The 12907-nt window shown below is 36.5% G+C and carries 10 protein-coding genes and 2 pseudogenes; 1 reads left to right on the top strand and 11 read right to left on the bottom strand.

Annotated features, from left to right (window positions below):
- Window positions 1-63 precede the first annotated feature (63 nt).
- The 9 genes and pseudogenes from BK579_RS05725 to sufC form a co-directional block, all read right to left on the bottom strand.
- Window positions 64-1362 carry an ABC transporter substrate-binding protein gene (locus BK579_RS05725; protein ID WP_078544179.1) on the bottom strand — a complete coding sequence of 433 codons (1299 nt, stop codon included), beginning with the start codon at window positions 1360-1362 and terminating at the stop codon, window positions 64-66.
- Window positions 1363-1670: 308 nt separating this feature from the next.
- On the bottom strand, window positions 1671-2516 hold the full coding sequence (locus tag BK579_RS05720) for a DUF72 domain-containing protein (RefSeq protein ID WP_078544178.1): 846 nt from the start codon (window positions 2514-2516) through the stop codon (window positions 1671-1673).
- 135 nt (window positions 2517-2651) lie between these two features.
- A pseudogene (locus BK579_RS05715) lies at window positions 2652-3886 on the bottom strand (enolase C-terminal domain-like protein); the annotation flags it as partial.
- Between the two features lie 589 nt (window positions 3887-4475).
- Window positions 4476-4939: pseudogene (locus tag BK579_RS05710) on the bottom strand (cupin domain-containing protein).
- 546 nt (window positions 4940-5485) lie between these two features.
- Window positions 5486-6883, bottom strand: a complete 1398-nt coding sequence (gene sufB, locus BK579_RS05705; protein ID WP_078544176.1) for a Fe-S cluster assembly protein SufB — start codon at window positions 6881-6883, stop codon at window positions 5486-5488.
- Between the two features lie 67 nt (window positions 6884-6950).
- Entirely contained in the window at window positions 6951-7391 is a 441-nt protein-coding gene (gene sufU, locus BK579_RS05700) for a Fe-S cluster assembly sulfur transfer protein SufU (RefSeq protein WP_078544174.1), read from the bottom strand.
- Window positions 7378-8601, bottom strand: a complete 1224-nt coding sequence (locus BK579_RS05695) for a cysteine desulfurase (protein WP_078544173.1) — start codon at window positions 8599-8601, stop codon at window positions 7378-7380. The genes sufU and BK579_RS05695 overlap by 14 nt, the downstream gene beginning before the upstream one ends.
- The gene (gene sufD / locus BK579_RS05690; protein ID WP_078544171.1) at window positions 8601-9905 is read right to left on the bottom strand and encodes a Fe-S cluster assembly protein SufD; all 1305 of its coding nucleotides are present in this window, start codon (window positions 9903-9905) and stop codon (window positions 8601-8603) included. Before sufD ends, BK579_RS05695 begins: the two co-directional genes overlap by 1 nt.
- Before the next feature lie 17 nt (window positions 9906-9922).
- The gene (gene sufC, locus BK579_RS05685; RefSeq protein WP_078544169.1) at window positions 9923-10708 is read right to left on the bottom strand and encodes a Fe-S cluster assembly ATPase SufC; all 786 of its coding nucleotides are present in this window, start codon (window positions 10706-10708) and stop codon (window positions 9923-9925) included.
- Window positions 10709-10826: 118 nt separating this feature from the next.
- Here sufC and BK579_RS26690 point away from each other — a divergent pair, with 118 nt between their 5' ends.
- Window positions 10827-10958, top strand: a complete 132-nt coding sequence (locus BK579_RS26690) for a hypothetical protein (RefSeq protein ID WP_268876456.1) — start codon at window positions 10827-10829, stop codon at window positions 10956-10958.
- A 595-nt stretch (window positions 10959-11553) separates the two neighbouring features.
- On the opposite strand, the gene BK579_RS05680 is transcribed toward BK579_RS26690, so the two are convergent.
- Together BK579_RS05680 and BK579_RS05675 are read right to left on the bottom strand one after the other, a co-directional pair.
- Window positions 11554-11919, bottom strand: coding sequence for a carboxymuconolactone decarboxylase family protein (locus tag BK579_RS05680; RefSeq protein ID WP_078544167.1), 366 nt, complete (start codon window positions 11917-11919; stop codon window positions 11554-11556).
- 129 nt (window positions 11920-12048) lie between these two features.
- A complete protein-coding gene (locus BK579_RS05675; protein ID WP_078544165.1) occupies window positions 12049-12906 on the bottom strand; it encodes a MetQ/NlpA family ABC transporter substrate-binding protein in 858 nt (285 codons plus the stop codon).
- Window position 12907: the final 1 nt, after the last annotated feature.

Here is a 12907-nt window from a genome sequence, read left to right as displayed (position 1 = left end):
AGTAAGGTGTCCCTTAAGGTAAGGACACCTTACTAAGGTAAAAATTAGTTTTCAAAAAAATAATTAACGACTTACTAAGTCTTTTGCACGTTTAACAGCAGCTTCCCACTCTTCTTCAGGGTCTCCACCATTCACAACGTTTTTAAGTCCATCAAGAATTTGTTGGTGAACTGGGAAATACTTTTCACCTTTAAATACTGCACCTTCGATATCTTGAGCAGCTTGAGCGAACACAGCTGATGTTACTTGTCCACCGAAGAACTCATCTTCGTTTGCAGTGAATTCAGGCATTTCATATACTGATGGAGCTGATGGGAATAATCCATGACTTTGGAATGATTTTAATTGATTTTCTGGTGATACTAACCATTCGATTAAATCATAAGCTTCTTGTGGATGTTCTGTTTCACTTGGTACCGCGATGTAAGAACCACCCCAGTTAGCAGCAAACTCAGTAGGTAATGTTGCTACACGGAATAATCCAGAAGCATCAGGAGCATTACCTTCCATCCAACCTTTTAACCAACCAGCGCCTAACTCAGCAGCAAATTCACCTGTGTTAACAGCACTAGCCCACTCAGGAGTCCACATATCAAATTTACCTACTACACCAGCTTGGTGTAATTCAACTGCGTAATCCCATGCTTCCTTAACTGCACTTCCTGGTTCTTCAATAATTAATTCACCTTCTGGGTTTAAGTATGTTTCAACCGCAGGGTCTAATTTTGCTCTGAAAGCCATTTCAATACTATCTACAAATGGTTTTCCAGTTTTTTCTTTCACTTGAATTCCAGCTTCTTTAAATGCTTCTGGAGAATTGATTAAAGCTGAAACTTCTGCTGGGTCAGTTGGTAATCCAGCTGCTTCAAATACATCTGTACGGTAATATAATCCTTTAGGACCGATATCAGTTGGCATACCGATTAGGAAATCTCCACTAGCTGTTTCTCCAGCATTCCATTTCCAGTCAAGATATTGATCTTGAACATCCTTTGCTCCTAAATCATATAAGTTTGAAAAACGATCTTGAGCTGCTTTAAAACGGTCAAGTTGGTCAACCTCTAGCATTGCAATGTCAGGTGCACCGCTTCCAGCCGATAAAGCTGTAAATAGCGCATCATGATGTTCTGCCGTTTCAGCAGATCTGAATTTTACTGTTACATTTGGATTTTGCGCTTCATATTCCTTAATTAGATCTTCATAGCCAGTAGATCCGAATGCCCAGAAATTCAATTCAACAGTTTCAGCTTTTTCGCCGCCTTCAGAAGCGCCTTCATTGCCGCCACCGCTACTACATGCAACAAGTGAGAACGCTAATGCAGCTGCCATACCTGAAGCTAGCCATTTTTTATAACTCTTCATCTTTATTTTCCCCCTACTTAAATTTAATTTATAGAAACCGATTTCCTTTTTTGTTAAAAAAATAATACGGAAACCGTTTTCTTAACCAAATTGTAACCCCTACCAAAAGATAAATCAACTACTTTTTTATAAAAAAACTAAAATTTTATAAACCGGTTTCCAAAATGGTATCTCCACCACACAGTAACAACGTTTTGCTGTATAGTAAAAGATTTTAACAATAAGTCTATCATTATGAGCAGTAGAAAATACACAACTGATTGTTGGTTAATTTAACAAAAGTAGAAAAAATGCAACGATAATAAGGTTTAAAATAAATTCAACTGGCGTGGCGCTAAGTCATCATAGTCAACCTTTAACAACTCCATTAAATGCTTTGCGTTATTTGCAGCATCTCCACCTGAATTATTATTAAATAATACATAAATATGGTCAGTTTTTTTTTTAAGCTCATTTAGGTGATTTACCCATTGAAGAAGTTCATGTTCATTGTAGTTGTATAAATATCTGACTTCCCTCCAATTCCCCTCATTTGGACGATTCCAGCCGTGAATATTACGACCATGAAACCGCACGATCGTTTTATCACCTGTAGTAGGATGTATGACAGTTGGAACTGAACCTGCTCCAGCCTGTGGCTCATCACAAATACTATGAATCCAATTCTCACTTTCCATAAAGGCTAATGTTCTTTCTTTATATTTTGATGTGAACCATGATTGATGACGGAATTCCAGTGAAACTGGTAAATCTGCCATTTGTTCTCGGCACCATCTTAAATATTCAACATTTTCTTTTTTACATTCAAACCAAGGTGGAAACTGAAACAAAACAGTTGCAAGTTTAGAGTGGTTAAGATATGGTTTTAGAGATTCACGAAAAGCCCTAAACATCTTTTCTCTAGTCTCAAAGGGAATCTCTCCCCTCAAATGCAGAGTCATCCCTTGGTATGCTTTGATAATAAACTGAAAAGAACCTGGAGTGTCTGTCACCCATTTTTCACTATTTTTTATTGGTTGTATGGCATAAAAGGAAGAGTCGACTTCTACAATTGGAAAATGTCCAGCATATTCCTTTAACTTTTCTCCTGATTTAATACCTGCTGTATATAGGTCATCATGATCTCCCCACCCAGTTAAACCGATATAAATCACTAACAACACCTCCAAAGCAACAAAGTTTACGAAAACATCCATTTATAAATATCATAAACGTTGTAAAAACAATCATCAATCTTGAAATATCAAAAAAAACTCCCCACAGAATATGAGTAGTTTTTTGCATGTTTTTTATCTTACAAGACATGGCTTTTTATTATTAAAAATCCGATTTGGAATTAAATATTGCATCGCAACAGCATCATCACGAGAACCTAATCCCATATTGTTATATAAATCATGTGCTTTTAAAATTTGATCCATATCGACTTCAATTCCTAACCCTGGTTTATCAGGAATAGCTATATGACCGTCCACAATTTTCATAGGTTCCTTTGTTAAACGTTCTGTATCTTCCTGCCAAATCCAATGGGTATCAATTGCTGTAATTTCACCTGGTGCAGCAGCTGCTACATGAGTAAACATTGCAAGAGAAATGTCAAAATGGTTATTTGAGTGCGATCCCCATGTTAGTCCCGATTCATTACACATTTGTGGGACACGAACTGAGCCTTGCATCGTCCAAAAATGTGGATCAGCTAATGGAATATCTACCGATTGCAATGAAACAGTATGCCCCATTTGACGCCAGTCTGTTCAATCATATTTGTTGCAGTTGGAAGCCCTGTTTGTCGTCGGAATTCTGCTATGATTTCACGACCCGAATATCCATTCTCTGCCCCACAAGGATCTTCAGCATAAGCTAAGACACCATGGAGATCTTTACACAACTCAACTGCTTCAGCAAGAGACCAAGCACCGTTTGGATCTAAGTGTGATACGAGAATCATGGAAGCGCTCAGCTAAAGCCTTAATTGCTTTGATTTCTTCTTTTCCTTCAAGCACTCCACCTTTTAGCTTAAAATCTTTAAATCCATAACGTTTTTGAGCTGCTTCTGCCAGACGACAACAGATTCTGGTGTTAATGCTTCTTCATGACGAATTCGAAGCCACTCATCTTCAGCATTTTCATTACTATAATAAGGGAGGTCTGTTTTGTTGCGATCACCTATATAGAGGAGATAGCCTAATGTTTTTACTTTATCACGCTGCTGACCTTCACCTAATAATGCAGCAACTGGGACATTTAAATGTTTACCTAGTAAATCCAAAAGTGCCGCCTCAAGTGCCGTCACTGCATGAATGGTAATTCTCAAATCAAATGTTTGTAGACCACGTCCATCAGCATCTCGGTCTGCGAACTTTTTTCTTACTTTATTTAAAATATTGTTGTAGTTACCAATCGAAGCACCTATAACAATTGATTTTGAGTCTTCAAGGGTCTGGCGAATTCCTTCTCCTCCAGGCATCTCTCCAATACCGAGATTCCCCTTGCTATCCTTTAATACAACAATATTACGTGTAAACTTACTATGGAGAAAACGTCAAAACGCACACCAAATAGCATATGGTTTCGCATCATAAATAAAAACCATTTTGACACATGTACACGCAAAACGCTTAGATAAATATCCAAGCGTTTTTCTTTGTTAACTGTATTGTCTTGTTCCAACTAAAGTATCTTTTGGCCGAATAGTTGGTCAGACTTTTACATTCTTAAACAATGAAACTAGGTTTAGTTTACTGCTATTTGAGATTTTTAGAGGTAAAAATTTCCCTTAATTATTTAATACCACTGAAAATAGCAAACATAGAGGGAGAAATTGCTCTTATTTACTCCAAAAACGTGAAAATAGATATCTTTTTGTTAAATAGAGGAAAAAACTCCCTCTATTTTCCCAAAATCAGACTTTAATCTGCATCTAGCGGTAAAATCTCCCCTTATTTTTCTATCACTGGTTACTCAATTAGCAATTATGGTTGATATAGTAATGTTTACATAGAAATAACATTACTTTTGGTATTATAATTGTCAACCAAATTAGCACCCTACCGACAGTTGTTTGTAGGGTACCCTAAGGACAGTCTCTTTTTTGATTTGTCACCAAATTCCATTTAATAACTATGATTTTCTGCAGCTAAAGCAACTTCTTTTGTTGCGTGGACAGTCCCAAATCGATGGTTAGGAGGAGCATATATCGAGTAAAGTTTTAACGGAATATTAACTGTGTTAGTTAAATTATGCCACGTCCCAGCTGGTGTAAATATCGCATAATCATCTGATACACTTCTTTCAAATGTAAAATTATTTTTACTTTGACCCATTTGAACAAGTCCTTGTCCTTGCTCACTTCGTAAAAATTGATCAACATCTAGATGCATTACCAATCCGATATCACTGCCAACATCAATACTCATTAAAGTGGTTTGTAAATGTGTTGCTGTCCATATAGCGGTACGATTTTGCTTGTTGTCTGATCAATATTCAAGACAAATGGTTTTGTTCCATAGTCCTTTAACGAATTACTTCCCCCACCGTTGGAAGAGCGATGATCGTAATATTTTGTTTGATTAGGAATAGTCCACTAAGCAGGCTGTCTACTAAAGTTATAGCTTGGTGCAGTAAAATGGTAACGATAATGATATCGGTAAGGATTAAATAAGATCAATCCTTTCAACTTTTTTTATAAAGCTATTATGCAATTGTTTAGCAATTGCACTATTATGAATGCATGCTTTTTTTTAAAAGATTGATGATTTTTGACCTAGTTTTAAAATAAAGAACACTGTTCTTTCGGTATTTTATTTTACGTTTTAGAAGAAAAAATGACAATCCACTTTGCTTTCACCAGAAACAAAGTTTACGCAAGCAGCATTAATTAAAGGATACATAACTAATATGATGAAAATTCACCTTAATAATAATTGGGGTGTTAATGAAGCATAAACTGTATGAGGGTTAACTTATTACTTGAATAGAGTGTGATACCAGTATTACCGTACTAATAGAAGAAGACGAAGTTCGCCTCTTACACTAAAAGCCAAAGTCGGCAAAAAATCGGCACGACTAAAAATCTTTATAAAAAAAACCTTGATGTAACCTACTACATCAAGGTTTTTTATTATTACCCGATAGAACCTTCCATCTCAAACTTGATCAGACGGTTCATTTCTACTGCATATTCCATTGGTAGTTCTTTTGTAAATGGCTCAATGAAGCCCATTACGATCATTTCTGTAGCTTCTTGCTCAGAAATACCACGGCTCATTAGATAGAACAATTGCTCTTCAGATACTTTTGATACCTTAGCTTCATGCTCTAATGAAATGTTGTCATTAAAGATTTCGTTATAAGGAATTGTATCAGAAGTTGATTGATTATCCATGATTAGTGTATCACACTCGATATTAGCACGCGCTCCATCTGCTTTACGTCCAAAATGTACAATCCCACGGTATGTTACTTTACCACCGTGTTTAGAGATTGATTTAGAAACGATTGTAGAAGATGTATTTGGCGCTAAGTGAATCATTTTAGCTCCAGCATCCTGATGCTGGCCTTTACCTGCAATTGCAATCGAAAGTGTCATACCACGAGCGCCTTCACCTTTTAAGATAACTGCTGGATACTTCATTGTTAGTTTTGAACCGATGTTTCCATCAATCCATTCCATTGTTGCATTTTCTTCACAAACTGCACGCTTTGTAACAAGGTTAAATACATTGTTCGCCCAGTTTTGAATCGTTGTGTAACGGCAATAAGCACCTTTTTTAATTGCAATTTCAACAACTGCACTGTGTAGTGAGTTAGTTGTATAAACTGGTGCAGTACAGCCTTCAACATAGTGTACATGTGCGCCTTCATCAACAATGATAAGTGTACGCTCAAATTGACCCATGTTTTCTGAGTTAATACGGAAATACGCTTGAAGTGGTGTATCTACCTTAATACCAGGTGGTACATAGATGAATGATCCACCTGACCATACTGCCGAGTTCAATGCAGAGAACTTGTTATCTGTTGGTGGGATAACAGTTGCAAAGTGCTTTCTAAAGATCTCTTCATTTTCTTTTAGGGCAGTACCAGTATCTTTGAAAACGATGCCCAGGTTTTCAAGATCTTCCCGCATATTGTGGTAAACAACTTCTGATTCATATTGAGCAGAAACACCCGCAAGATATTTCTGCTCAGCTTCTGGAATCCCCAATTTATCAAATGTAGCTTTAATTTCTTCTGGTACTTCATCCCATGATTTCTGAGATTTTTCTGATGGTTTAACATAATAAGTGATTTCATCAAAGTTTAAACTTTGAAGATCGCCACCCCATTGTGGCATTGGCATTTTATAGAAATGTTCTAAAGACTTTAAACGGAAGTCAAGCATCCATTGTGGCTCTTCCTTCATACGTGAAATTTGTTCTACGATTTCCTTTGTTAATCCACGTTCAGAACGGAAAATAGAGACATCTTTATCAGCAAATCCATATTTGTAATCACCGATTTCAGGCATTTTCTTAGCCATTCATTTTCCCTCCATTCAAAAGGTGTAGGTCGTGTTCAATGAACATGACCGTAACCTTTCTTCGTTGTTATTGTTGTTCATTTAACCCTTTTTCCATTGCCTTCCATGCAAGTGTTGCACATTTAATACGCGCTGGAAATTTTGACACTCCTTGGAGAGCTTCAATATCACCTAAATCGATATCTTCATCATAATCTTTACCTTGCATCATATCTGAAAAGATTTTTGATAATTTGATGGCATTTTCAATCGGCTGTCCTTTAATTGCTTGAGTCATCATTGAAGCAGATGACATTGAAATGGAACAACCTTCTCCATCAAACTTAGCATCCGTTACCTTACCATCTTCGACTTTTAGAGTTAGATGAATACGGTCTCCACATGTAGGGTTATTCATGTCGATGGTTAACGTTTCATTCTCAAGAGAACCACGATTTCTTGGGTTCTTGTAATGATCCATAATGACTTGTCGATATAACGTATCGAGATTGTTATTAAATCCAGGCATCGCTGAAATACTCCTTTGTTTTAATGAGTCCTTCAACTAGTTTATCAATTTCTTCACTTGTATTATATAGGTAAAAACTAGCACGAGCTGTTGCTGATACCTCTAGCCACTTCATTAATGGTTGAGCACAATGATGACCTGCTCTTACCGCAATTCCATCTGCGTCAAGGACGGTAGCAACATCATGTGGATGCACATCGCTAATATTAAATGTGACTAATCCAGCCCGTTTTTTCGGACCATAAATAGTTAATCCTTCTATTTCGGACATGCGTTCCATCGCATATTCGGCTAATTTATGTTCATGAGCCTCAATGTTTTCTAAACCTATCTCCTCTAGAAAATCAATCGCAGCCCCTAGACCTATAGCACCAGCTATAATTGGTGTCCCAGCTTCAAACTTCCAAGGAAGCTCTTTCCATGAAGATTCATACAAGCCTACAAAATCAATCATTTCGCCACCAGTTTCCACTGGTTCCATTTTTTCAAGAAGCTCACGTTTACCATAAAGAGCACCAATTCCAGTAGGTCCGCACATTTTGTGACCAGAAAGTGCTAGAAAATCGCAATTTAAATCTTGAACATCAATTTTCATATGCGGTGCAGCTTGAGCTGCATCCACAACCATGACAGCACCATTACGATGGGCAATCTCTGCAATATCCTTAACCGGGTTGATAGCACCAAGTACATTTGACACCATCATTATTGATACAATTTTCGTATTAGAAGTAACTGTCTTTTCAACATTTTCTAATGTGATTGATCCATCATCAGTTAAAGGAACATATTTAAGAGTTGCTCCCGTTTTTTTGGCTACTTGCTGCCACGGAATAATATTTGCATGGTGTTCCATATATGATATGACGATCTCGTCACCTTGATTCAAGTTTGCATTTCCATAGCTCTCTGCCACTATATTTAAAGCAGTTGTTGTACCTCTAGTAAAAATGACTTCCTGCATTGATTTTGCGTTAATAAACTTTCGAACCTTTTCACGCGCACCCTCATATCCATCCGTAGCTTTAGTTCCTAAGGTATGAACCCCACGGTGTACATTTGAGTTGTATTCTCTATAATAACGATCTAACGCCTCGATTACCTGTACAGGTTTTTGAGACGTTGCCGCACTATCTAGATATACAAGCTTCTTACCATTGACCTCTTGATCAAGTATTGGAAAGTAGGAACGAATATCTTGGATATTCATTATTTTACTTTCCTTTCGATAACCTCGATTAATTGTTTCTTAACTCCCTCAATTGGAAGTTCGTTAACAACAGGTGCTAAGAAGCCATGAATTACAAGTCTTTCAGCCTCAGTCTTAGGAACACCACGGCTCATTAAATAATAAAGCTGAATCGGGTCAACACGACCAACAGATGCTGCGTGACCAGCAGTTACATCATCTTCATCAATGAGAAGAATTGGGTTCGCATCTCCACGTGCTTTTTCACTAAGCATTAGTACGCGAGATTCTTGCTCGGCGTTTGATTTAGTAGCACCATGTTCAATTTTACCAATACCATTGAAAATTGAGCTTGCACTATCTTTCATTACACCGTGTTTTAATATTTGACCGTCTGTGTTTTTACCAAAATGAATAACACTAGTTGTGAAGTTTTGTTTTTGTTCACCACGACCAACAACCACTGACTTAGTGTCGCCTGTAGATCCATCTCCCATTAGATAAGTAGTGTTTTCAGAGATTGTATCTCCGTCATTCATTAATCCTAGGGCCCATTCGATTGTACTGTCACGACCAGCAACACCACGACGATTCACATAAGTCGTTACGCCTTTTGCAAGTGTATCAACTGCACCATATTGAACTTTTGCATTCGCACCAGTAAACACTTCAGACACAATGTTTACAACTCCATTTTCGAAGCTACCAATTGCAATATAGTTCTCTACATATGTTACAGAACTATTATCTTCAGCAACTACAATTACATGGTTAAATAATGTTGCATCAGAGTTTTCATGGATAAATACCGCTTGTAAAGGAACGTCGACTTCAACGTTTTTAGGTACATAAACAAATACCCCACCATTTAGTAATGCAGCATGAAGTGCAGTTAAACGGTGTTCATCTACCTTTACTCCATCTTTCATGAAATACTTTTGAAGTAAATCACTATGATCTTTTGCTGCCGAAAAAATATCTGTTAAGATAACTCCCTTTGCTTTTAGGTCTTCAGAAAGACTCGAAAAAGCCGGTGTATTATCACGTTGTATATATATGTTTTCTTGGTCTGCATCAATCAGTGTCGCTACTTCACTAGGTAGTTCCTTTAATGAAGTATATGGTGCACTTTCAACTGTATGTGCTTTAAATTGAGTGAAGTTCCACTTATCAATTTTTGTTTTATCTGGCTTAGGCATTGGTAGATCTTCCAGCTTGGATAAAGCTTGTAAGCGAAGTTCTTGCAGCCAGCTTGGTTCACCAAGTTTAGTTGAGTGCCCTTTGACATATTCCTGATCGAATGAAAATTTCGTATCAATTGTCATTTTAATCCCCCTAACGCTTACGCTTCTTGACCTACTGTCTCATCTTCAATTCCAAGCTCTTGCTTAATCCAGTCATATCCTTCAGCTTCAAGTCTTTGTGCAAGCTCAGGTCCACCTGATTTTACTACACGGCCTTGCATCATAACGTGAACGAAGTCTGGAGTAATATAGTTTAATAAACGTTGATAGTGAGTAATGATTAAACAGCCAAACTCTTCTCCACGCATTTGATTAATCCCTTTTGATACAACCTTTAACGCATCAATATCTAACCCTGAGTCAATTTCATCAAGGATTGCAATTTTTGGTTGAATCATCATTAATTGAAGAATTTCATTACGTTTCTTTTCTCCACCAGAGAATCCTTCATTTAAATAACGTTGGGCCATATCTGGATCCATTTCAAGGTATTCCATGTTTTTATCCATTGTACGGATGAACTTCATTAATGAAATTTCATCGCCTTCTTCGCGACGTGCATTAATTGCAGAACGTAAAAAGTCAGCATTTGTTACACCACTAATTTCACTTGGATATTGCATAGCAAGGAAAAGACCGACACGTGCACGCTCGTCTACTTCCATTTCTAGTACATCTTCACCATCAAAAGTGATGCTTCCACTTGTTACCTCATATTTTGGGTGTCCCATGATTGCAGATGATAGAGTGGATTTACCTGTACCATTTGGTCCCATGATTGCATGGATTTCTCCACCTTTTACTTCAAGGTTTACACCTTTAAGAATTTCTTTACCATCAATTGCTACATGTAGATCCTTAATTGTTAATGTTGAACCTGCCATAACCAATACCTCCAGTTACCTATAAAATTTGAAAAGTTTTGACGTGATTTGTCGCTACTTTTATTCTCAATTTATTCTCATTACAATCTTATAACAAATTAAAAGTGATAGCAACTATTTGATTTATTATAAAAATATTCAAGCAACATCTCAAAAGTATGTACTTTCTAAGGATTTTGAGATGTTAATTGTTAATGATGACCATTCTCAATTAGAACAGGTTTTAGATCTCTTAATTTGCTTCTTATAAATGTTATACTCATTAATTAAACACTATCTATTCATTTATCCAATTACTGAGTAAAAACTGTGGCAAATTTTATGTTCTGAAGCGGATGAGGTTGATTTCTTAATTTTAACTACTCCTAAATTCGAGTTTTTTCTTTATTTAAAAAACCAGCATATAGCTGGTTTTAAATCTTATCTATAGTTTCCCATAATATTAATGGTTCATGTGAGATTTTTCGATAATTTTAATAAAAGAGTTTTTTCTTGCTGATAATTTTCTTGTCTACTTTTCTCTACTTCCATTCGACAATCAAAATCCAGACAATATTCCTCATAACCAATCCCATGCGATTGAAACATCGCTTTTTCCAATTCTGACGTATAGTTTATTCTTAAATGATTAATGAACTCTCATCTCCTTATTTATTGTTATTAATAATGGTAACAATTCCATAGGTTTACCACAATCAGGAGAAAACCTGTTATACCTCCACATAACTTGTTGGGTTTCTATATAAATAAAATAGAAACCTCTTTGTTAGAATTCCTCCCAAATGCTATGTATTTCTCACACTAAAAAAGACCGACTTTAAAATTTAGTCAGTCCTTACGCTCACTTACTGTTTATATTGGTTCAAATCAGAAATACATTCTTGTACAAGTGTAACAGCTTGGCTCATCGCTGCCCCACCACCAAATGCAGCAGTTACTCCGATGGCTTCTAGTATTTCTTCTTCTGATGCACCTTGATCTAAGCACCCTTTTGTATGATAAATAATACAGTATTCATCTTGTGAATAAATACTAATCCCAAGAGCAATGAGCTGCTTTTCTTTTTGTGAGAGCGTTCCATCCTTGAAGCACGCTTCGGTAAATGCATTAAAATGGTGAGCAATATCAGGCATCTTTTGTGTAAAAGTTCCTAATCCTAGTTTATAGTCATGCAATGCTTCCTCAGTATTATTGCGTGGTTCAAACTCCATACGTGACAACTCCATTCAATTTAATTTTCTACGTTAGTATGAGTCCAAAAAATTCGTAATATGCTCTCTTCTCATGATAATTTTTTTAAAACAAAAAAGTCTGACTGTTGAAACAGCCAGACCGTTGTTTTATTCACTTACAGGTACTACCGCACCCTCATATTTTTCTAAAATGAAGTTTTGAATCTCTTCTGAACGTAAAACTTCAACTAGTGCTGTTACTTCTTCACGAGTTTCATCACCTGAGCGAACTGCAATAATATTCACATATGGTGATTCAGGACCTTCAATTGCTATAGCATCTTCCATTGGGTTTAATCCAGCATCAATCGCATAGTTTGTGTTAATTAATACTGCATCACCTTCGTCATTATTATAAATCTGTGGTAACAATGCAGCTTCTACATCTGCTTTGAATTCAATGTTTTTAGGGTTATCTGCAATATCATCGATTGTTGCAGTAGTAGTATCTTCAAGGTCTTCTCTTAATGTAATAACACCTTGATCTTGAAGCATTGTTAAAATACGACCATGGTCAGCTACTGAACTACTCATAATAATTAAAGCACCTTCTGGTAGTTCTTCTAGACTTTTATATTTCTTTGAGTAAACTCCGATTGGTTCAATATGAATTCCACCTGCGTTTACAAAATCATATTCCTCATTCTCAGCCATTTGCGAGTTTAAATATGGTATGTGTTGAAAATAGTTTGCATCAATTTCTTTGTCTGCTAAAGCCTTATTAGGTAAGATATAATCTTGAAAAGGAACGATTTCTAATTCAATTCCTCTTTCAGCTAAAATCGGTTGTACTTGTTCTAGGATTTCAGCATGTGGAACATTTGATGCTCCGACTACTAATTTTGCCGTTTGATCTTCAGTTTCCTCACCTGCACCAGTTGTACCTTCACCCTCATTAGCAGTTCCGCAAGCGGCAAGAGTAAGAACTAATCCTATTACGAATAAAAAACTTAAAAACTTCTTCATG

Origin of the sequence: Litchfieldia alkalitelluris, assembly GCF_002019645.1 — a bacterium.
GTDB classification, from domain to species: domain Bacteria; phylum Bacillota; class Bacilli; order Bacillales; family Bacillaceae_L; genus Litchfieldia; species Litchfieldia alkalitelluris.
Note: the sequence above shows the minus strand (reverse complement) of the source record. Positions and strands in the feature narration are given on the sequence as shown.

What these genes read in the sequence shown, in the direction of transcription:
- sufC (WP_078544169.1), bottom strand. Translation starts at nt 10,708, where the DNA reads ATGGCAGGTTCAACATTAACAATTAAGGATCTACATGTAGCAATTGAT.
- BK579_RS05680 (WP_078544167.1), bottom strand. Translation starts at nt 11,919, where the DNA reads ATGGAGTTTGAACCACGCAATAATACTGAGGAAGCATTGCATGACTAT.
- sufB (WP_078544176.1), bottom strand. Translation starts at nt 6,883, where the DNA reads ATGGCTAAGAAAATGCCTGAAATCGGTGATTACAAATATGGATTTGCT.
- BK579_RS05725 (WP_078544179.1), bottom strand. Translation starts at nt 1,362, where the DNA reads ATGAAGAGTTATAAAAAATGGCTAGCTTCAGGTATGGCAGCTGCATTA.
- BK579_RS05695 (WP_078544173.1), bottom strand. Translation starts at nt 8,601, where the DNA reads ATGAATATCCAAGATATTCGTTCCTACTTTCCAATACTTGATCAAGAG.
- BK579_RS05675 (WP_078544165.1), bottom strand. Translation starts at nt 12,906, where the DNA reads ATGAAGAAGTTTTTAAGTTTTTTATTCGTAATAGGATTAGTTCTTACT.
- sufU (WP_078544174.1), bottom strand. Translation starts at nt 7,391, where the DNA reads ATGCCTGGATTTAATAACAATCTCGATACGTTATATCGACAAGTCATT.
- sufD (WP_078544171.1), bottom strand. Translation starts at nt 9,905, where the DNA reads ATGACAATTGATACGAAATTTTCATTCGATCAGGAATATGTCAAAGGG.